Genomic DNA, 19,742 nt, shown 5'->3' on the forward strand with positions numbered 1-19,742 from the left:
AAACCACCGCTTTATTGATGTGTACGTACAGCATTATCCTTATCGTTCGATTAATCGGTCCGAAGCGCATAGATCGGTCTCAACTTGGCGGCTTTATTGGCCGGAATCATGCCGAAAACGACGCCGATGAATAAGGAGAAGCCAAAGGATACGAGCACAACGGCGACCGAAACGTTGGCGCTCAATGTCGAATAAGCACTGATCAAAGCGCAAGCCCCGTATCCGATGCCTACGCCAATCAAGCCCCCGAAGCTGCTCAGGGCGGTGGACTCGATCATGAACTGCAGCAGGATGTTCCGTTTTTTCGCCCCGATCGCTTTCCTGACTCCGATTTCCCGCGTCCGTTCGCTCACGGACACGAGCATGATATTCATAATTCCGATTCCGCCTACGAGTAGGGAGATCCCGGCGATCCCGCCGAGCGCCATGGACAGCATCTGCGTGGTCGAGTTCAACGTATCCATCATTTCCTGGGCATTGAAAATCGTGTAGGCGTTCTCGGCAGACTTGAACTTTTCGTCCAGCCACGCTTCTAGCCGGGTCTGCGTCCGCTCGACCAGGTCGGTCGATTCGGCCTGAACCGTGATCGAACGGATGCCCCGGGTTTGCATAAATCGCTCCGCCGTCGTGATAGGAATCAGAATTTTGTCGTCATTGGACTCGGTCGCGCTGGTGCCGATCGATTCCAAAAGCCCGACAACGGTAAAGCTCGAGCCGTTTAATTGCAGCGTTTGTCCGACCGGATCGTCGGTTCCGAAGAAATCGGCGGCCACTTCTGTGCCGATCAGCGCCACTTTCATCCGGTATTCATTATCGATATCGAGTATATAACGGCCCGCCTGAACGTGGAAGTCTTTAACGTCCTCGTAGGAAGGGGTTATTCCTTCAATTGTATACGTATCGTTGGTCGTTCCCTTTTTTACGGTAGCGGAGCCGTTAATGACCGGAGAAACCGTCTTAATGCCTTCGATCCCGGTCAGACTCTTGACCTCCTCGTAGGTTAGGGAAGTCGTCGCCCCCCGGCCCATGATATTTACGGTGAGCAGATCGGTTCCGAGTCCCTCCAACTGTTCGGTGATCGAGGAAGTGGTGCCCTGACCGACGGAAACCAGGGTGATCACGGATGATACACCTATAATAATGCCCAACATCGTCAGAAATGACCTGACTTTGTTCCCGAGTATGCTTTTTAGGGCCATTTTGATGCTTTGGTACAGGTTCACACCGCAGCCCCCCGATCCTCGACGATCTTGCCGTCCATGATCCGGATGACCCGCTTCGCCTGCTCCGCGATGGAAAGGTCATGCGTGATAATAATGATGGTATGTCCCTTCCGGTTTAAATTTTTTATAGTCTCCATCACTTCGGCACCGGTTTTGCTGTCGAGCGCGCCCGTAGGCTCGTCGGCCAACAAGATCGGGGGATTTCCCGCGATGGCGCGGGCGATGGCGACTCGCTGCTGCTGACCGCCGGATAGAGCGGAGGGGCGGTTATGCATCCGGTTCTCCAGGCCGACCAATTGCAGTGATGCCTCGACCGCCTTTTTTCTTTCCCGGTGCGGCATGTTCCGATAAACAAGAGGCAGCTCCACATTTTCATAGGCCGAGAGCTTCGGCAGCAAATTATATTGCTGAAAGATAAAACCGATTTTTTCATTGCGGATTTGCGCCAATTTGTTATCGGATAACTTCCGGACGTCCTGCCCGTCCAGGATGTAATGTCCCTCATCGGCGACATCCAGACAGCCCAGCATGTTCATAAGGGTCGATTTTCCGGAGCCGGACGGACCTATAATGGCTACGAATTCACCGTCATGAATGCGAAAGGAGATATTTTGCAAAACCGGCATTCTCTCCCCCGCCATGATGTAGCCGTGGCTCAAACGCTCCACCTCGATCAGCGGTTGCGGCGAAGTCATCATTCCCTTCCACCTCCGCCGCCCCCGCTGCTCGAAGCGCCGCCACGAGGCATCCCGCCTCCGCCGCCAGGCATTACGCCCATGCCGCCCCCTCCGGGCATTTGTCCGCCACCGTTTCCGAAACCCTCCATCCCGCCGGCGGGGATAGCTCCTTGCTGGTTGGCTGTCGAATTGCCGGATGACCGTACGGTAGGAATTACGACTTCGTCCCCTTCGTTCAAGCCGCTGACGATCTCAATCAAGGTTTCGTTGTGCGCCCCGACCTCAATCTCCTTCATATTGCCATTTGCCGGAGCGCCCGCCTTTCTGCCGGACGGTGATGCGGAATCCGCCGGCTCGGCTGTCTTCGTCTGTTCCTGTTCGGTACTTCCGGCGGCCGGGGAGGCAGAAGGAAGAAGGACTATGTATTTTTCACCCCGCTGTTGAACCGCTTCAATGGGAAGCGTCAATACATCCTTTTTTTCCTCAAGAATAACTGTAGCTTCCGCGGACATTCCGACACGAATCCCCTCGGCCTTCAGAAGCTTAATCGTTACGTCAAACAAGGAGACTCCATTGGAGGCGACACCCTCGTCGGCAATCTCCGAAACCTCGCCTTCAAAGGTCTGATCGGGCAACGCATCAATTTGAACGGTGGTCTTCATTCCCGGCTTCACGTTGGGGATATCCAGCTCATCCACCTGAATCGCCACGCTAAGGTCCTGGTAGTTATTGATCACGAACAACTCGGTACCGGTTTTGGCTTGTTCCCCGGCGGTAATGTTAACGCTTGTCACGGTTCCGTCAATCGGAGAGGTTAGCGGCTCCGGGGCTGCCATGTCCTCCCGGATCGAGGCGATTTCTGTTTCCGTGCTTTGGATATTCAACTCTTGCTTGGCTATCGATTTTTTTATGGAGGTCAGCTCTTCTTCCGTTCCGCCGTCTGCGACCTTTTGCTTAAACTGTTCCTGCAAGTCCTGAAGATCCAACTGCTGCGACTTCAGGTTTCTTTGCTGCGATTCGAGATTCTCGGTGAGATCATTCGATTCGAAGGTGAGCAGAACCTGTCCTTTTTTGACGACGTTACCGGCTTCGACGAAAACCTTTTTCACTTTTCCTTCATCCTTGGTCCGCACCGTTTCGCTATCCGTGGAGATTACCGAGCCGGAGCCGGAAACGCTGACGGCAATATCGCCGATAGACGCCTTGGCCGTGCTTTGGACGGCGGCGGGCAATTCCATTTTTTTATCCGGTAAGTTAAAAACAACAATTATAGCGACTGCGGCAAGGATAACCAACCCCAACCCAATCCATAGCCATCTCTTTGTTCTCATTCCATCACTCCAGCTTTCCTTAATATTAGGGCATCCCTCATATTAAGGGTTCAAGTTGAATCTATTCTTAAGTGAAGCTGAAAGAAGACTGAAAAGTTACTTTATGGTATTCATCATCGTGTAAAAATAAGGTTGGCACCAAAACAGAGGATAGAGTACAATGTTATTATCTGGACTTTTTGGGGCTTATGTGAGGGCAGGAAAGCTTTTCCCAAGCAAGGAGATCTAGCAATGCGAACACTGCAGTAATTTTGAGGAGGCTTCTTCATGGATCAAAATCCGCAAGATCAGTATCAATACACTACTTTCAACAATTACCCGCCCGGTTATCCGCCGGTACCCGCCAAAACAAACGGCAAATCGATCGCGTCTCTCGTCATGGGCATTTTGTCCATCGTGATTCCTTATATAGGCTTTCTCCTGGGGATTGTGGCCATTGTATTCGCCAGCTTGTCATTCAAAGAATTGAAGAAGACCGGGGAACAGGGCAAGGGATTATCCATTGCCGGCCTGGTCTGCGGCATCGTCGGCACCGCTTTGTACGGCATCATTTTATTGATTCTCGTCTTCGCTCTCATTGCATTTGCATCGGTGAGTAGCGGAAATGTTTACAGCAACTTTTAATGAATTCGCGGAGAACATCGCGGCTTTACCCAGCCACGGTGTTTTTTGCTTTCTATGGGGCCGCGTATTCATCTGATGGTGGAAAAGACCGGGGAAGTCTGTGATAATACTAGACACAGTCATTTTTTGAATGAAAGAGGGATTCTATTGTCACAATTGCAATCGGATGCCGTCCAGGCAGAGGAACAAAGCGGGAAAGAGAAGAACCGCGAATTGATCGTTCAGCAGGTCGCCAAGGAGCTTTCGCTGTCCCAGAAACAGGTGCGCACGACCATTTCGCTGCTGGACGAAGGGAACACAATTCCCTTCATCGCCCGATACCGGAAGGAAATGACCGGAGAGCTGGATGAGAACCAGCTACGCGAGATTGAGGAACGCACGCAATATTTACGTAATCTGGAGGATAGGAAGACGGAGGTCCTGCGGATCATTGCCGAACAAGGGAAGCTGACGGACGAATTGGCCGCGTCGATCCGGAAAGCCGTCAAGCTGCAGGAAGTGGAGGATTTGTATCGTCCTTACCGGCAAAAACGCAAAACGAGAGCGAGTGTCGCCAAAGAGAAAGGGTTGGAACCGCTGGCCGAATGGCTGAAATCCGAGCCCAAGCAGGGGGATGCGCTGACCGAAGCAGGCCGATACGTGAATCCCGACCTAGGCGTCCAGACGGCGGAAGAAGCGCTTCAGGGCGCAATGGACATTGTCGCCGAAACGATAGCTGATGAGGCGGCGATCCGCGCCTGGGTTCGCAAATACACGATGGATCATGGGATGATGGTGTCGGAGGCCAAATCGCCGGAGGCGGAATCTGTTTACGAGATGTATTACAATTACCGGGAGCCCGCCAAGAAGATGCCTTCCCACCGGATCCTCGCGATGAACCGCGGGGAACGGGAGGATGTCCTTAAAGTGACGCTGGAGGTGGATGCGGAGCCGATTCACCGCTACATCGCAGGGCGCTGGATTAAAGGAAACTCCGCCGTAAGCGGCATTCTTCGCAGCATCGTTGAGGACGCGTACAAGCGGTTGATCGCGCCCTCGATCGAGCGCGAGGTTCGCGGCGCCTTGACGGAACGGGCCGAGCAGCAGGCCATCTCCATTTTCGCCGGGAACCTGCGCAGCCTGCTGCTGCAGCCGCCCGTCCGCGGCAAAGGCGTGCTCGGCGTCGATCCGGCCTATCGGACCGGCTGCAAGCTGGCCGTGGTCGACGACACGGGCAAGCTGCTGGAGGTCGCGGTGACGTATCCGACGCCGCCGAACAACAAGAAGCGGGAGGCGGCCGCCAAATTCAGCGAGCTGATCGACAAGTACGCCGTCTCGCTGATCGTGATCGGCAACGGGACCGCCTCGCGCGAAACGGAGCAGTTCGTCGCCGAGGTGATCGCCGAACGGAAAGACAAGGAGCTGGCCTATTTGATTGTCAATGAGGCCGGGGCCAGCGTTTACTCCGCATCCAAGCTGGCGCAGGAGGAATTCCCCGATCTGGATGTGGCCGAGCGGAGCGCGGTTTCGATTGCCCGGCGGCTGCAGGACCCGCTGGCCGAGCTCGTTAAGATCGAGCCGAAGGCGATCGGGGTTGGGCAGTACCAGCATGACGTCTCCCAGAAGCAGTTGGACGAGAGCCTGACCGCCGTCGTGGAATCGGCGGTCAACCATGTAGGGGTCGACGTCAATACGGCTTCGCCGTCTTTGCTCTCGTACGTATCCGGGGTTAACGCGACGACGGCGAAGAATATCGTCAAGTTCCGTGAAGAGAACGGACGGTTCGTCGAACGGAAGCAACTGCAAAAGGTGCCGCGACTCGGCGCCAAAACGTATGAGCAGTGCATCGGGTTTTTGCGGATCAGCGACGGCCGGAATACGCTGGACAAAACGCCGATTCATCCCGAGTCCTATGAAGTGGTGAATCGCTTGTTCGCGGAGCTGGGCGTCGATTTGGGACAAATCGGCTCCAAAGAGCTGGCCGCCAAACTGGCGGCGGTCGATGCGGAAGCGATGGCGGCCCGGCTTGAGGTGGGGGTTCCCACGCTCCGCGATATCCTGGACAGCCTTCAGCGTCCGGGACGCGACCCGCGCGAAGAGCTGCCGCTGCCGATCTTCCGCACCGATGTGCTCAAAATCGAGGACCTAACGCCGGGCATGGAGCTGCAGGGGACCGTGCGCAATGTCATCGATTTCGGCGCTTTCGTGGACATCGGGATCAAAAACGACGGGCTGGTGCATATTTCACAGCTCAGCGAAGGATATGTCAAGCATCCGATGGATGTCGTATCCGTAGGGGATAATGTGACCGTGTGGGTACTGAATGTCGATTTGAAGAAGGGGCGCGTCGGACTTACGATGCGGAACCCCAATATGGCGGCTCAATAAAAATGAAAAAAACCGGACAAGCGCATGCTGTCCGGTTTTTTATAAATAATTCAATGGTTAGCTTCCCCGATATGTTTAACAGGCGATAGATGTTGACGCGCCGGCTACAGGCCGGCGGATTGTTTCAACCCATCAAGATCCCGCACCAGCACGATTTTCTTATCGACGGAAATATATTCGCTGTTTTGCAGGTCCAGCATAACTTTGGTGACGGTCTCCCGCACGGTGCCGGACATATCGGCAATTTGCTGATGGGTCAGCTTTAGCCCGATTTGGATTCCGTCCGTTTTGCGGCGCCCATGCTCATCCATTAAACGGAGCAGCGTGCGAACGATTCTTGCCCTGGCATCCAGCAGGGTTAAATCAAGGATTTGTTCGTTGGCTTTGCGGAGCCGGGTAAGCGCGGTCCCCAATATTTTTAACGTAATCTGCGGGTTTACCTTCAGCATCTCGACAAAGTCCCGCCGCTTCAGAATGCAGAGCACCGACTTCTCGCTCGTGCGGGCGGATGCCGAGCGGGTCTGCCCGCTTTCCAACAGGGCCATTTCCCCGAAAAAGTCGCCTTCCCGGAGCACCGCCAAAATAATCTCCCTGTTCTCATCATTTCTATAAATATGGATGACTCCCGATTGAATCAGAAATAACTCTTCGCCATCCTCATTCTCCAGAAAAAGTAGTGTTCCTTTTTCATAGGTCCTGGTCATGAACAGCGGGACGATTTTTTCCAGGTCCGCTTCCTCCAGATGCTCAAAGAAAGGGAAATTACGCAGAAACTGCAGGTTTTTCACTGTTTTTCCTCCTGCTTTTACTTTGGTATCAAAGTACTGCTACCGAGACTTTTTGCATATTTTGTGGTTCACACTACAAATTTGGGGATGCAATCCTGTTAATGTTGTCGATAGGAATAATTCGCCATCGACCGGGCATATTCCTCTATTTTGATAGAACAAGGGTAGAAAGCTATGCAAGAGTTTCATGTCAAATTACTGGAACCTGGGGATATATTAGGTCGGGCTGTGCTTGGAATCACAGGGTTAACGTACTGCATACATGCGTGGAGTAGGGGGAAGCAGCACCGGTTACCAAGAACAAAGCCCGCCAATGTTGGCGGGCTTTCGCTTTGCGAAATGGTTCTTCGCGGGGAGATAGACTTTATTGCAGGCCATGATCCGTACCGCTATCGTCCCGGCGGTTATAGTAGAAAAACCAGCAATCATTCAACAAACGAATCTGTCGGCGGTCGCGCTTGTGAAAGGCGCGCATTATCTGGTTGCTGAGCCATTTAGGCAACACGATCTCCTCCTCGGGCACCCTTTGTAGGTAGCATATGGGAGAACGCCGGAAACCGTGCAGGTCCAGCCGGAAAGGAATCGTCAGGCTATTCCTTCCTCCTCGTACCACTGTTCAAGCTGGGCTTGTAATGCCCGGATTTCCGTCAAAAGGGAGATCAGCGGGTAATTTTCCTCGCGGATGGCCGAGAAAGCCGCTTCCAGGTCATTGATATAATCCAGTCCGCTTGTAATCTGCAGCGATTCCTGCAGCAAATCCAGGTTGTCGCATTCCGCTACCGCGATCGGCAGGGCAGGAACCTTACTGGCCGTCAGTTTGTCGATTTCTTTATTCAAACGCAGGTTTAACGCGCTGAGTTGATAGGCATAATCCCGGGGCATTTCCACAAATAACAAATTCTGTTCCTGCTGCAGAATGACATATCTCATAAGGGCCATGTACGATATCTCCTTTTTGTTGTATCCTACTTGACAGTGTAGCGTAAGGCGAAGTTAAAATTCAAGTGATAACCTTGAATGGGGGAACCCGACTTTGGGCAGAAAAGAGGACAAGCCGATGACCAATGAACAACTGCAAACCTGGGTGGAACAGATATCTCTCGATTCGTTCGGCCTTCCATTTCGGCATCAGGCGAGCTTTAACCGGCGGCTTCGGACAACCGGAGGGCGATATTTTATGAAATCGCATGATATCGAGATCAATCCCGCGCAGTTGGAAGTTCACGGCAGGGAAGAAGTTGAGCGGATTATTAAGCACGAACTGTGCCATTACCATTTGCATTTGTCCGGTAAAGGTTACAAGCATCGCGATCCCGATTTTAAGCGTCTATTGACACGGGTGGGCGGGAGCCGCTACTGCCAGGGATTGCCCGGGGCCGCCAAGCGAAAAGTTCTCCCTTATCGATATAAATTGATTTGTTCTCAGTGCGGGATGGAGTACCTGCGAAAGCGGAAGGTCGATCCGGCCAGGTACAGATGCGGAAGATGCGCCGGTGTGCTGCGATTAAATGTTCTTTAAGCGGTATGCTTATGCTATACTTAGCTCAATATATTTAAGGAGTGAACTAAGAATGGCCCAATCGAAAGCCAAAAAAATCCGTCAGAAGCTGATTCGGGAGGGAAAAAGAAGCCCGGAACTCGGGCGCAGCCCGTTCGCTTTTGCGGATTTGAGAACCCGAAAGACAAAAACGAAGCAGGATGTCATCAACAAGCAAAAATATAAGAACCACGGTTCCTTTCATGGAGACGATGGTTCTTTTATTTTTGGAGAAATCCTGCGAAACTTACTCCATAAATCAATCGCAGAAATGAGATATAATAAAATATCAAAACCATCGAAGGAGGGATTTTTATATGCGATATGGACCCGATCCTAATGCAATCTACCCAAATAAGCAGATAAAAAGCATATGTTATATTAAAAACGTAATCACTCGACCCAATATAATTGTCGGTGACTACACTTACTATGACGACATTGACGGTGCTGAAAAGTTTGAAGAGCATGTCACCCATCATTATGATTTTATTGGGGATAAGTTGAGAATCGGGAAGTTTTGCGCAATCGCAAAGGGCATCGAATTTGTCATGAATGGTGCAAACCACAGAATGTCCAGCGTCACTACGTATCCATTTAACATTATGGGCAATGGTTGGGAAAAGTCGACTCCAACACTGGCAGACTTACCCCTTAAAGGAGATACGGTAATTGGAAACGATGTGTGGATCGGTCAGAATGTTACCGTCATGCCCGGTGTGCACATTGGTGATGGAGCCATCATTGCGGCCAATTCAGTCGTAGTAAAAGATATCCCTCCTTACCATATAGCAGGTGGGAATCCCTGCAAATCGATTAGAAAAAGATTTGATGACGAACTTATCGAATACCTCCTTTCCATGAAATGGTGGGACTGGCCTGCCCGAAAAATTTTTGATAACCTGGATGCTCTTTGCAGTGGGGATCTAACAAGAATCAAGGAAATTATTTAACTTATAGTGTCCGTCAGACAACCGTTGAAGCGGCGTATTCTCATTTTCTCCTACTACTACGACGTCTGATGGGACACTAGACAGCGGTGTAAAGGGTTCTTTGCACACTCTTGACCTGTAACTCATGGTTTGGTTCGAATTAAAAGGAATTCTTCCCGTTAATTTGGCGCGTATGCGGCTGCAGAGGCGAATTAGCTGGAAAACCTCCCGCTAATTCGCCTGAAATTGTGTATAACGGCAATAGGGCCGCGAAATAGCTGGAGCTTTTCCAGCTAAATCCGATCCAAGAGCCAAGAGCGGTACATTAACGGGAGATTTTCCTGTTAATGTGTAGACTCTGACGGGGGCGCTTTATATCTACAATTGTGGGTGTTGGCAACCTATCTTCGAAACCATTTCATAACTTTGTAACTTTGCCCAACGCCAATTCTTTAGTTCAACCTAATATAATCGAAGGTCAAAATTGCGGCCAAAACCTTGACTTGATTACATAAACATGATAAATTTAAACTTGTTCTAACGATATTTATATTCCCTGATAGCTCAGTTGGTAGAGCACTCGACTGTTAATCGAGTTGTCACAGGTTCGAGTCCTGTTCGGGGAGCCATTTCTTGGAGAGATACCCAAGTGGCTATAAGGGGACCCTCTGCTAAGGGGTTAGACTGCGTAAGCGGTGCGAGGGTTCGAATCCCTCTCTCTCCGTTTTGATTTACATCGATTAAAGAGCCTCCCTCTAAATCAGGGAGGTTCTTTTTGTGCAGAGGAATGAGAAATCTCATTGGGAGGGTTCGTAGGAGCATAAACTTCGTTAGGAAGATGGTGTGACGGCACCGACAACAATCCCTGTCGCATCGTCAATGGCAGCATGAAGTGCAAAGGTTGGAGCTGTCTCCTGTCCCATAGTGACATTATCTCAGAACAGTTATAGGGTGACATTATCACAGAACAACAACACTATTAAAATTTATTGTTGCAAGGCATTCTAGTTTCTGTTATACTCATTCTTGTCGCCGCTTCTGGCGAGTTGATAGTAGGGCCCGTTGGTCAAGGGGTTAAGACACCTCCCTTTCACGGAGGTAACAGGGGTTCGAATCCCCTACGGGTCACCATATATGCGGTCGTGGTGGAATGGCAGACACGCTATCTTGAGGGGGTAGTGGGCGTACGCCCGTGGAGGTTCGAGTCCTCTCGACCGCATCCTAATGAATTTAAACAGTCCCGGTAACTTCGGTTATCGGGGCTGTTTTTTTAATTTCCTAACCCTGAACTTCATGGAGTATGGACACAGAAGCGGCGATATGATATCTATATGATATTGCTGATAATCATTCTCAATTAAAGGCGGTTTTTGTATTGACTCATCTTAAAACCGAGCAACCGAGTCGATTTCGACAGGGACATGGTCCTTGGACCGTTCGCCTGTGGGATCTTGAAATTATAAAAGAGCAACAGAGACCGGAGGATCAACGGCTGTCGATGCATCCGGCCTTGATTGTATTGCTGGAAGGCGAGATCCGTTTGGAGTTGGATGAGCAGACCTTACGGATGAGCAAGGGGTCCGCTTGTTTTTGTCCCAAAAACAGCACTTTCGGCATTTCAGCTGAATCGCAAACGCCGGTAAGCGCTGTTGTCTTTTATTTTAGCGTCTATCAAGGAGATGATGAATTCCGTCATGAATTATGCGAGGCGGACGTCAAGATGGCTGGTGGGCTGACGGAAAGGATTATCCACTTTACGGGTTGGGAAGATCGGGCGGCTTCGTTGTGCCGTTGCGTTTATGACCAATTTTATCACAAGGACAACTTAAAGCGCTGGAGAGCCCAACTGGACTTTCAGGAACTTCTGTACGGGATGCTGACGGCATCGGTTCACCCCGGCGGTACCGACAAAACCCAGGCGTTGGAACGGGCGAGAAGCTTTATGGAGGAGCATTATGGCGATGAGTTGACCATGGACCAGTTAGCCGGCATCGCCGAGCTTAGTCCGAAGTATTTTGCGGAGGTATTCAAAAAAACGTATGGAACTAGCGTGATGGAGTTTTTGACGCAAATTCGCTTGAATAAGGCGAAGCAGCTCATGCTTGGCACGGGAGGGAGGCTGCGGGATGTGGCCCACCAGGTAGGGTATAAGGACGAGTTCTATTTCAGCCGGAAGTTCAAAAAGGAGTTCGGTCTGTCTCCGACGGCCTACTCCAAATCAAAACAGAACAAACTTGCCGTGTACGGCTCGTCTTCCGTTCTCGGCTTTTTAATGCCGCTGCAAATTACCCCTTACGCCGCGCCTCTCCATCCCAAATGGTCCCGTTCCTATTATCATGCCCTGGCACCGGTGGTGCCGGTTCATCTGGACGCCTATCGGCAGAACTATAATAAGCAATTGAATTTGCAAAGACTCGCGGCTTCCCGGCCGGAAATCATTATTTGCTCCTCCGGTACGGAAGCTTGGGAGAAAGAGGAATTGGAGAAGATCGCTCCCGTATATGAAATGAAAGCTGAAGAGATCGGATGGAAATCCCAGCTTTTGGAGCTTGCCGATTTGCTTGGTAAAAGGAAGGAAGCCCAAAAATGGCTTGAATCTTTTTGCGCAAAAGAAACGGAAATTCGCCTTACCTTGAAAAATATAATGCCGGGCCGTACCCGCATTTTGCCCCTGCGTTTGCATTTGGAAGAACTGAGGATCAACGAGGGGCGAGGCCTCCGTGAGGTTTTATTTGAGATGCTGGGCGCTGAAGATGCGTCTCCCGCCGCTGGTTTAATCGGGCTCGAGACGCTGGCGGGCTTGCAGGCGGAGCATTTGTTTTTGCTCGTCCGGCAGGATACGGCAACCTTAGCTTACTGGGCAAAGCTGCAGTCATCTCCCCAGTGGCTGGGCATGGAGGCGGTTCGCGCCGGGAAGGTGCACATGCTGTCTTCTTATCCCTGGCGGGAATATTCCCCGGAGGCGATCTACCGGATGATCCATGAACTGCCGACCATCTTTTCCGATAAAAGTCCATGAAACTTCCGCCCATAATCCATGGCGAATTCGCGGAAGGTTCTTTACGATATTAATGATAATAATTATCATTATCATCTTAAAGATAGATTCGATTTATGGAAAGGGGCAGCAAGGAAGACATGAAACAGACGAAATGGGCAGTAGTGGGGTTGTTATTCCTTTTATCGGTTGTATTTACGGCCTGCGGAGAAAAGAAAGAGACCGCCGAATCCCCCGCGGGGACCGAAACGGCCATTTCGGCCGAACAAGCGGAAACCAAAACCATCACTTATCTCGGAAAAGAATACAAGGTGCCGGCCAAGATCGAGCGCATTGTCATTACGGGAGCCGTGGAAGCGATGGAGGACGCCATTGTACTGGACGTCAAGCCGGTGGGAGCGATCACTGTCGGCGGTCAATTTCCCGAGCTGTTCCGATCCATTACGGGGGAAGCCAAGTCCGTGGGAGAGAAAACCGAACCGAATTTTGAGACAATTCTATCCTTGAAACCGGACGTGATTTTGGGCAGCACCAAATTCAAGCCTGAGGTGATGGAGCAATTGGCGAAGATTGCCCCAACCCTTCCGTATTCCCACGTATCCACGGATTGGGAAAGCAATTTACGTCTGCTTGGCGAGCTGAGCGGCAAGGAAGAACAGGCGGAGCAGGAAATTACGAAATACAAGGCCGATCTGGAGGATGCCAAGACAAAGCTCTCTGATTCCGTTAAGGGTGCGAAGGTGCTTGCGATGCGCATTCGTGTAGGTGAGCTGTATATTTATCCGGAGAAGGTGTTCTTTAATCCCGTGCTTTATCAGGATTTGGGCCTAACGGTTCCGGCCGAGGTGAAGGCGGCCAAGGCGCAGGAGCTGATTTCCAAGGAGAAGCTTGCCGAAATGAACCCGGATTATATTTTCCTCCAGTTCTCGCCTGACGAAAATAAAGAGAATCCGAACGCGCTTGAAGAATTTCAGAACGATCCGATTTTGAAAAATGTGGCCGCCGTCAAAAACGGAAAATTGTTTATTAACGCGGTAGATCCTCTCATCCAAGGAGGCACCTCATACAGCAAAATACAATTTTTGAAAGCGGCGGTAGACCGCTTGGCCAAATAGCAGATGTAAGGCGTGTTTAATTTATGAAGCAGAAAAAAATGCTGCCGGCGTTCATTCTTTTAATGGCTCCGGCAGCCGCTATTTTACTTATTTTAGTTTCAACGCGTTACGGCGCGAAACCGATGACACTGGAGACGGTATGGAGCGCGGTGTTCGCTTTTGACGGAGACCGTGTCGACCACCAAATCGTCATGACTTCACGACTTCCGAGAGCTATAGGTTCCATGCTGATCGGGGCATTCCTCGCCGTGTCGGGAGCGCTGATGCAGGGGATTACAAGGAACTATTTGGCTTCCCCCTCCATCATGGGCGTTTCGGACGGTTCCGTGTTTGCGGTCACTTTGGTTATGGCCGTATTGCCCGGCGCTCACTCCAATCTATATATTCTGAGTTCGCTTCTGGGATCGGCGGCCGGTGCGGCCATGGTGTTCGGGCTGGCTTGGTTGATCCCAAAGGGGATGACCCCCGTGCGTTTGGCGATTTTAGGTACGGTCATCGGGAGCTTTTTAAGCGGCGTCGCGAATGCGATTCAATCGTATTTTCAGGTATCCCAAAAGTTAAGTTTTTGGTATAATTCCCGGCTGCATCAACTCGATCCGGAGATGATCAAGCTGAGTATTCCCTTTGCCGTGGCCGGTCTGGCGTTAAGCCTGGCATTGACGAAGTCGGTTTCGGCTTTGTCGCTGGGCGAGGAGACGGCGGCGGGTCTCGGGATTCGCGTCTGGCTGGTCAAGGGCCTGGCGATGCTGGCCGTCGTCATTTTAACCGGCGTATCCGTGGCTTTGGCCGGAAAGATTGCTTTTGTGGGATTAATTGTCCCACATATCGCCCGGTTTATTTCCGGTTCCGATTACCGGTGGATCGTCCCCGTATCCGGTGTGCTGGGGGGCTTGTTTTTAACGGGCTGTGACTTGCTTGCGAGGTTTGTCAACTTTCCGTTTGAGACTCCGGTTGGGGTAGTTACGGCGTTGTTCGGCGTTCCCTTTTTCTTGTATTTGATCAAGACCCGGGGAGGCGAGCAGCGTGCGTAAATCTACGGTCGGAAGGACGGGTGCCGTCCTTGCCAGCGGGCTTCTGATCATCCTTGTGGCGGTATACTTTAGTTTAACTTATGGGAGTTTTGACATATCGGTAAAAGATATCGTGAAAACCATCGTACGAATCGACCCCCAACCGGAATATGATCTGGTCGTTTTTGATTTTCGCTTGCCGCGGATTATTTTGGGGGCTTGTATCGGATTCGCCCTCGGAATAGCGGGCTGTGTTTTGCAGGCGATAACGCGCAACGGCCTTGCCGATCCGGGGGTCCTGGGAATCAACGCCGGCGCCGGTATGTCGGTCGTCTTGTTTATGTTTCTGGTTCAAGGAAGCGTAAATTTAACCCATTGGCTCGGAGTCATGACCATGCCGTTGTTTGGAGTGGCCGGAGGGTTCGCCGCCATGGCTGCGATATTTGTCTTCGCCAGGCAGGGGGGGCGGCTGGATCCCCAGCGGCTGATCCTTGTCGGCATCGCCATGGGGACCGGATTTGGCGCGGTAACGATGTATGTTTCGCTCAAAATGAATCCCCAGGACTTTGAAGCGGCCGCGGTCTGGTTGTCCGGAAGCTTGCATGGTGCTAACTGGAAGTTTGTTGCGGCTACGCTGCCCTGGCTGTTGGTCATTCCGCCGGTGGTCTGGCTGCGGTCATCGGTCTTGGATTTGCTTCAACTGAGCGAGGAGAACGTGAAGGGGCTGGGTGTGGCCTTGGAACGGGAGAAAAACCTGCTCTTGTTATGCAGTATCGGACTGGTAAGCGCCAGCGTAGCTTTTGCGGGAGCGATCGGTTTTGTCGGGTTAATCGCCCCCCATTTGGCGCGGCAGTTGGTGGGGCTCCAGCACAAGCATCTCCTGCCTGTCAGCGGCATGATCGGAATCGCGATGATCGTCATCGGAGATCTGATCGGCAAGACGGTATTTGCGCCGGCCGAATTGGCCGTAGGCGTGGTCATTTCCATACTGGGCGTTCCCTATTTTGTTTATCTCCTCATCCGGAGCAGAAAATAACCCAACAGTGGGAGGTCCTGATGCAGAAATTTCATCAGTTGAAAATAGGAGAGAGGGAAGTGCTCCTGTACTTGCCCCCCTCTTACGAGCAAACCGTTCGCCATTATCCGGTCGTGTATGTTCATGACGGCGGCTTTCTTTTTACGAACTGCATCAATTATTTGGAGCATTTATTTCGATCGGGGCGATTGCCTGAATTGATATTTGTCGGGATTGAAACGGCAAGGCGAAATGACGAATACACCCCGTGGCCCGCGGAATCCTTAACTCCGACCTCCGCAGGCTTTGGCGGGATGGGACGAAAATACGTCGATGAAATTACGGACGTACTTAAACCTTATATCGACCGGCAATATCGGACGCTCCCGGACGCGGGTTCCACGGGGATTATCGGGGGCTCGCTCGGTGGATTGATTTCCTGGTTCGCAGGGTACTGGAGGCCGGACGTGTTCGGAAAAATAGGTTTATTGTCCCCTTCATTTTGGTATCAGGGAGTGCTCGATTTTGTCGGAAATTCATATGGGCTGGACCGGAATCTGCTTGTATATATGTCCTTAGGCGGCTGTGAGGGCATCTACAAACCAAATGTCCAGAAACATATGGTCCGGTGCGGGAAAGAGTTTTGCGAGTTGATGGTGAAGCAAGGATTTCCTAAAGAACGATTGACGTTTGCCTGGGATCCTGAAGGGACACACGACGATTTGTTTATGGTGAAAAGATTTCCCGAAGCGCTGCAGCAGTTGTTCCGTTCAACTCCCGGATCATTGCAGGCAGTCAAGGAGAACACCTCGTGCTATCAAATCCCGGGAACCGAGGTTTGGAGCGTGACTGCGAATCCTACGGGTCGCGAATACCGCATTTTCGTGGCTGTGCCGGACACCCCGCCTCCGGCCGAGGGATACCCGGTTCTGTATTCCCTGGACGGGAACGCCTCATTCGGTTCCCTGGCGGAAGCCATGAGGCTGCAATCGCGTGGACCGCATGGGATTCCGGCCGCCGTGATCGTCGGCATCGGCTACGATTCCAACGAACCGCTGGTTACGGCCGAAAGGTTCCGCGATTATACGGTTTACGCCGAGGATCATGAGCTTCCGAAGCGCCCGGGAGGAACGGCTTGGCCGGAAACGGGAGGCGCGGATGATTTTCTTGATTTCTTGGAGCTGCAGCTCAAACCCGAAATGGAAAGGCGTTATCGGATTAACCGCGCAAAGCAAACGTTGTTCGGCCATTCGCTCGGCGGATTTGTCACTCTGTACGCCATGATTACAAGGCAGGGGGCTTTTCAGCGTTACGCGGCGGCAAGTCCCTCGATCTGGTGGAAAAATCACATGCTTTACACGTTAATGGAGCAGTCGGTTGAGACCATCAATGACATTGGAGAATCCGCCGTAGAACTCCTTCTAATTACCGGAACGGAAGAGAAGGCGTCCATGATCCGCGATGCCCGGGAGTTTATGAGCAGGCTCCGGCAATCCGGCCCCCATCTTACAGTGAATTATAAGGAAGTGGACAAGGAAGGACATGTCTCTGTCCTGCCCGCCTTGATTAGCGAACTGCTGCGCTTTGTGACCTCTTGAACGGGAATATTCAATGAAATCACCGCCGATAGTGTTTATCGGCGGTGATTTTTTCTTGGAGTGGTTGATATTAACCTCAGCCTTGAGCGTTATAACAGATGCCTCAGTGCATAGGCAACGCCATTTTCGTTGTTGCTGCGGGTTACTGCGGAACTCAGCTCTTTGACCTCATTGACCGCATTTCCCATAGCGATTCGGGTACCGGCGATTTTAAACATGGAGATATCGTTATAACTGTCTCCGATCACGACAGTGTCTTCCAGAGGGATACCGTAATGTGCGGCGAGAAATTTCAGCGCTTGGCCTTTATCTGTAGAGGCGGAAATGATCTCCAGGGTATGATCGGCGGAGGAGGTGGTATGGACGAAAGGGTGATCGGCAAATTGTTCCTGAATCGCCTTCAGTTTGCCTTCATTATAAGTAAACACAAGAAGCTTGTAGACAGGCGAGCCGGTTTGCATCACTTGTTGGGGATGGTCCACTTGTTGAATGCCGAACTGCACAAATTGGACCAGGGCGCTCTTCCACAGCAATTCCCGATCGATATCGGGATTTCCGCTAAGCAGGACATCCATTTCCGCCCTCAATTTATCTTCGCCCCGGGAAGGGGAATAGATGGCTTCCGGACAAAAAATTTCAAAGTAAACATCCAACTCGTGCAAGTATTGTACCGCTTCCTCGGCAATTTTGCGCTCAATCGGTGTTTGGTTTAACAGGCGGCCTTTCTCGTCAATGACTGACGCCCCGTTAAAGGAGATCATGGGCAGGCCATCCAGACCGACCAAATTCCGCACATCATAGCTCGCTCTTCCCGTGCAGATGGTGACCTTATGTTCACCGGACTTCAGTATTTTGGCAATCTCGGCTATCCCTTCGTCACTCGGTTTGACTTGGCTGGTCAGCAAAGTCCCGTCCAAATCAATGGCGATCAATTTCATGATGGTTCCTCCTCTTTTCTCTATACTCTAGTAATAACCCTATCGAGTATAATTTATGAAAAGCATTTCAGGTCAACCCATAGGGGGTATGTTACAATGGAGCATATGTTTTGCTGTTGTACTCGAGAGAAGATAAGAAGGATGAGGAAGAATGGGTGCCCAACTTTGAGCCACTGATTCCCGTTAGGAATCGTTGGAGTCTAAAATGCGCGAATATTGGGGATAGTGGGACCGGATGCAATCCGGACAAATATCGTGAGTGAAATCTGCGCAGGTACGTGCCTTAAGATATTCTTCGATGGAAAGCCAGTGATTCCGCTCGTCTTTAATTTTCTTGCAGACGGCGCAGATCGGGAGCAAACCGTGGAGTGTGCCGGCTTGGGAGACGGATTTGCGAAGTGCGGCTTCGGTTTCCTTATATGAAGAAATATCGGAATAAAGTAGCATGAGTCCGCTAAGCCCCGATGTACCGGCTTGAAGCAATGGCACCGCTTCAAGCCGGTACCAGCGGTTGCTGGTGGTGCAAGGCTGCATTTCCGTAGAGAAGGAAGGGAGCGTTCCATCAAGAACTTTTTGCAGCCGGGCCATCATTTCGGGGATATAAGGTTTAGAGTAGTGAGTTGTCGGGTCACTGAAATGTTGCATTACATTCATTCCCGGGCGATCCCAGAGCGGAGAAAGCCCGTAGTTTACCGCCGTGCGAATCCAGGTATCGTTTACAAATCGGATCGTTCCTTCAGGATCAAGGATAGCCAGGCTTATAGGGAGACAGTTGGCAACTTCCTGCCATAAGAAAAATGGATTACTCACAGCTTTCCCTCCTACTCTAATGAGGTGGGGAGGTTTTTAACGGCGCAACTCCCAGCTCATATTAATTAATGGAAATTTTGTGATATAATTGGTTAGTGATAGAAAGAATGAGGATTGGTTTAATTATATACGCAAATACGTCATTTTACAATCATAAAGTACGTAAATGCGTAACTTTGAAAATTTGCGTCTTTTGAAGGAAGGTCGGAGCAGGTGTCTATTTATGATCGAATCGAGTCGCTTATAAAGGCTGGCGAGATGACCAAAAAGCAGTTTTGTCAGGACCTTAACATCAGCACCGGCAATCTGGGGGATTGGAAGCGCGGGAAATCCACGCCCAGCACGAATAAACTGATTGAAATAGCGGCTTATTTTAACGTAAGCCTGGATTGGCTTCTGATCGGCCAAGAAGGAAAACAGCCTTTCGTGATCAAAGAGCATCAGGCGCCTTACGGCAGAGAGATTGGAGAGGTCCTGAGGGAATACGGCTATTCGCTGACCCCTCGCGAGGCCGCGTTTATTCAGGAATATTTGGAGTTTGTCAAATACCGCAGGCAACAGGAAAACGATGGGGATTAATTCCACTTTACATTTCGTAAACACACCGATATAATAAGAATGTTCGTTTTTGAACTGCCGCGCGGTCGTGGTGGAATGGCAGACACGCTATCTTGAGGGGGTAGTGGGCATACGCCCGTGGAGGTTCGAGTCCTCTCGACCGCATCTTAGGTCATGCAGAAAGTCTCCGGATAAATTTCCGGAGGCTTTTTTTGTCTATT

General features: G+C 51.1%; 18 protein-coding genes and 5 tRNA genes. 15 read left to right on the top strand and 8 right to left on the bottom strand.

Annotation, left to right across the window (positions count from 1 at the left end; translation table 11 throughout):
• Nucleotides 1-50: 50 nt before the first annotated feature.
• Genes V4U88_RS12890 through V4U88_RS12900 form a run of 3 tightly spaced genes read right to left on the bottom strand, consistent with a single transcriptional unit; the run spans nucleotide 51 to nucleotide 3,231 of the window.
• The gene (locus V4U88_RS12890; protein WP_334073663.1) at nucleotides 51-1,223 is read right to left on the bottom strand and encodes an ABC transporter permease; all 1,173 of its coding nucleotides are present in this window, start codon (nucleotides 1,221-1,223) and stop codon (nucleotides 51-53) included.
• Nucleotides 1,220-1,918 (bottom strand): ABC transporter ATP-binding protein, encoded by a 699-nt coding sequence (locus tag V4U88_RS12895; protein ID WP_334073971.1) that lies wholly within the window; start codon nucleotides 1,916-1,918, stop codon nucleotides 1,220-1,222. Before V4U88_RS12895 ends, V4U88_RS12890 begins: the two co-directional genes overlap by 4 nt.
• On the bottom strand, nucleotides 1,918-3,231 hold the full coding sequence (locus V4U88_RS12900; protein WP_334073664.1) for an efflux RND transporter periplasmic adaptor subunit: 1,314 nt from the start codon (nucleotides 3,229-3,231) through the stop codon (nucleotides 1,918-1,920). Before V4U88_RS12900 ends, V4U88_RS12895 begins: the two co-directional genes overlap by 1 nt.
• Before the next feature lie 267 nt (nucleotides 3,232-3,498).
• Between V4U88_RS12900 and V4U88_RS12905 the strand changes: the two genes are divergently transcribed.
• Nucleotides 3,499-3,855, top strand: coding sequence for a DUF4190 domain-containing protein (locus V4U88_RS12905; protein ID WP_334073665.1), 357 nt, complete (start codon nucleotides 3,499-3,501; stop codon nucleotides 3,853-3,855).
• A gap of 75 nt (nucleotides 3,856-3,930) precedes the next feature.
• A complete protein-coding gene (locus V4U88_RS12910) occupies nucleotides 3,931-6,222 on the top strand; it encodes a Tex family protein (protein WP_416367226.1) in 2,292 nt (763 codons plus the stop codon).
• 104 nt (nucleotides 6,223-6,326) lie between these two features.
• Here V4U88_RS12910 and V4U88_RS12915 read toward each other — a convergent pair whose 3' ends face one another.
• The 3 genes from V4U88_RS12915 to V4U88_RS12925 all read right to left on the bottom strand — a co-directional run bounded on the left by V4U88_RS12915 (nucleotide 6,327) and on the right by V4U88_RS12925 (nucleotide 7,949).
• Nucleotides 6,327-7,010: a Crp/Fnr family transcriptional regulator gene (locus V4U88_RS12915; protein ID WP_334073667.1), complete on the bottom strand. Its 684-nt coding sequence runs from the start codon at nucleotides 7,008-7,010 to the stop codon at nucleotides 6,327-6,329.
• A 364-nt stretch (nucleotides 7,011-7,374) separates the two neighbouring features.
• Complete coding sequence (cmpA, locus tag V4U88_RS12920; RefSeq protein WP_334073972.1) at nucleotides 7,375-7,512, bottom strand: cortex morphogenetic protein CmpA; 138 nt, start codon at nucleotides 7,510-7,512, stop codon at nucleotides 7,375-7,377.
• Between the two features lie 83 nt (nucleotides 7,513-7,595).
• Nucleotides 7,596-7,949: a hydrolase/acyltransferase gene (locus tag V4U88_RS12925; RefSeq protein ID WP_334073668.1), complete on the bottom strand. Its 354-nt coding sequence runs from the start codon at nucleotides 7,947-7,949 to the stop codon at nucleotides 7,596-7,598.
• Nucleotides 7,950-8,067: 118 nt separating this feature from the next.
• Between V4U88_RS12925 and V4U88_RS12930 the strand changes: the two genes are divergently transcribed.
• From V4U88_RS12930 to V4U88_RS12980, 11 genes are all read left to right on the top strand, one after another.
• On the top strand, nucleotides 8,068-8,529 hold the full coding sequence (locus tag V4U88_RS12930; protein ID WP_334073973.1) for a SprT family protein: 462 nt from the start codon (nucleotides 8,068-8,070) through the stop codon (nucleotides 8,527-8,529).
• 335 nt (nucleotides 8,530-8,864) lie between these two features.
• A complete protein-coding gene (locus V4U88_RS12935) occupies nucleotides 8,865-9,500 on the top strand; it encodes a Vat family streptogramin A O-acetyltransferase (RefSeq protein WP_334073669.1) in 636 nt (211 codons plus the stop codon).
• Nucleotides 9,501-10,032: 532 nt separating this feature from the next.
• Nucleotides 10,033-10,108, top strand: a tRNA-Asn gene (locus V4U88_RS12940).
• Between the two features lie 6 nt (nucleotides 10,109-10,114).
• Nucleotides 10,115-10,203, top strand: a tRNA-Ser gene (locus tag V4U88_RS12945).
• A 332-nt stretch (nucleotides 10,204-10,535) separates the two neighbouring features.
• A tRNA-Glu gene (locus V4U88_RS12950) sits at nucleotides 10,536-10,610 on the top strand.
• Between the two features lie 5 nt (nucleotides 10,611-10,615).
• Nucleotides 10,616-10,698, top strand: a tRNA-Leu gene (locus V4U88_RS12955).
• Nucleotides 10,699-10,854: 156 nt separating this feature from the next.
• Nucleotides 10,855-12,498 carry an AraC family transcriptional regulator gene (locus V4U88_RS12960; RefSeq protein WP_334073670.1) on the top strand — a complete coding sequence of 548 codons (1,644 nt, stop codon included), beginning with the start codon at nucleotides 10,855-10,857 and terminating at the stop codon, nucleotides 12,496-12,498.
• A gap of 119 nt (nucleotides 12,499-12,617) precedes the next feature.
• Nucleotides 12,618-13,592: an ABC transporter substrate-binding protein gene (locus V4U88_RS12965; protein WP_334073671.1), complete on the top strand. Its 975-nt coding sequence runs from the start codon at nucleotides 12,618-12,620 to the stop codon at nucleotides 13,590-13,592.
• A 23-nt stretch (nucleotides 13,593-13,615) separates the two neighbouring features.
• The gene (locus V4U88_RS12970; RefSeq protein WP_334073672.1) at nucleotides 13,616-14,623 is read left to right on the top strand and encodes a FecCD family ABC transporter permease; all 1,008 of its coding nucleotides are present in this window, start codon (nucleotides 13,616-13,618) and stop codon (nucleotides 14,621-14,623) included.
• Nucleotides 14,616-15,638, top strand: a complete 1,023-nt coding sequence (locus V4U88_RS12975; RefSeq protein ID WP_334073673.1) for a FecCD family ABC transporter permease — start codon at nucleotides 14,616-14,618, stop codon at nucleotides 15,636-15,638. Before V4U88_RS12970 ends, V4U88_RS12975 begins: the two co-directional genes overlap by 8 nt.
• Nucleotides 15,639-15,658: 20 nt before the next feature.
• Complete coding sequence (locus V4U88_RS12980) at nucleotides 15,659-17,215, top strand: alpha/beta hydrolase (protein WP_334073674.1); 1,557 nt, start codon at nucleotides 15,659-15,661, stop codon at nucleotides 17,213-17,215.
• Between the two features lie 89 nt (nucleotides 17,216-17,304).
• Here V4U88_RS12980 and V4U88_RS12985 read toward each other — a convergent pair whose 3' ends face one another.
• Nucleotides 17,305-18,153 carry a Cof-type HAD-IIB family hydrolase gene (locus V4U88_RS12985; RefSeq protein ID WP_334073675.1) on the bottom strand — a complete coding sequence of 283 codons (849 nt, stop codon included), beginning with the start codon at nucleotides 18,151-18,153 and terminating at the stop codon, nucleotides 17,305-17,307.
• Nucleotides 18,154-18,336: 183 nt separating this feature from the next.
• Entirely contained in the window at nucleotides 18,337-18,963 is a 627-nt protein-coding gene (locus tag V4U88_RS12990) for a PAS domain-containing protein (RefSeq protein ID WP_334073676.1), read from the bottom strand.
• A 213-nt stretch (nucleotides 18,964-19,176) separates the two neighbouring features.
• Between V4U88_RS12990 and V4U88_RS12995 the strand changes: the two genes are divergently transcribed.
• Together V4U88_RS12995 and V4U88_RS13000 are read left to right on the top strand one after the other, a co-directional pair.
• Nucleotides 19,177-19,542 carry a helix-turn-helix domain-containing protein gene (locus V4U88_RS12995; protein ID WP_334073677.1) on the top strand — a complete coding sequence of 122 codons (366 nt, stop codon included), beginning with the start codon at nucleotides 19,177-19,179 and terminating at the stop codon, nucleotides 19,540-19,542.
• 61 nt (nucleotides 19,543-19,603) lie between these two features.
• Nucleotides 19,604-19,686: transfer RNA gene (locus V4U88_RS13000), tRNA-Leu, on the top strand.
• Nucleotides 19,687-19,742: the final 56 nt, after the last annotated feature.

The sequence above is a fragment of the Paenibacillus sp. A14 genome, from assembly GCF_036864815.1.
Taxonomy (GTDB): Bacteria; Bacillota; Bacilli; order Paenibacillales; family Paenibacillaceae; genus Fontibacillus; species Fontibacillus sanfengchensis.

What these genes read in the sequence shown, in the direction of transcription:
- V4U88_RS12895 (WP_334073971.1), bottom strand. Translation starts at nt 1,918, where the DNA reads ATGACTTCGCCGCAACCGCTGATCGAGGTGGAGCGTTTGAGCCACGGC.
- V4U88_RS12900 (WP_334073664.1), bottom strand. Translation starts at nt 3,231, where the DNA reads ATGAGAACAAAGAGATGGCTATGGATTGGGTTGGGGTTGGTTATCCTT.
- V4U88_RS12905 (WP_334073665.1), top strand. Translation starts at nt 3,499, where the DNA reads ATGGATCAAAATCCGCAAGATCAGTATCAATACACTACTTTCAACAAT.
- V4U88_RS12910 (WP_416367226.1), top strand. Translation starts at nt 3,931, where the DNA reads ATGGTGGAAAAGACCGGGGAAGTCTGTGATAATACTAGACACAGTCAT.
- V4U88_RS12925 (WP_334073668.1), bottom strand. Translation starts at nt 7,949, where the DNA reads ATGGCCCTTATGAGATATGTCATTCTGCAGCAGGAACAGAATTTGTTA.
- V4U88_RS12930 (WP_334073973.1), top strand. Translation starts at nt 8,068, where the DNA reads ATGACCAATGAACAACTGCAAACCTGGGTGGAACAGATATCTCTCGAT.
- V4U88_RS12935 (WP_334073669.1), top strand. Translation starts at nt 8,865, where the DNA reads ATGCGATATGGACCCGATCCTAATGCAATCTACCCAAATAAGCAGATA.
- V4U88_RS12965 (WP_334073671.1), top strand. Translation starts at nt 12,618, where the DNA reads ATGAAACAGACGAAATGGGCAGTAGTGGGGTTGTTATTCCTTTTATCG.
- V4U88_RS12970 (WP_334073672.1), top strand. Translation starts at nt 13,616, where the DNA reads ATGAAGCAGAAAAAAATGCTGCCGGCGTTCATTCTTTTAATGGCTCCG.
- V4U88_RS12980 (WP_334073674.1), top strand. Translation starts at nt 15,659, where the DNA reads ATGCAGAAATTTCATCAGTTGAAAATAGGAGAGAGGGAAGTGCTCCTG.
- V4U88_RS12985 (WP_334073675.1), bottom strand. Translation starts at nt 18,153, where the DNA reads ATGAAATTGATCGCCATTGATTTGGACGGGACTTTGCTGACCAGCCAA.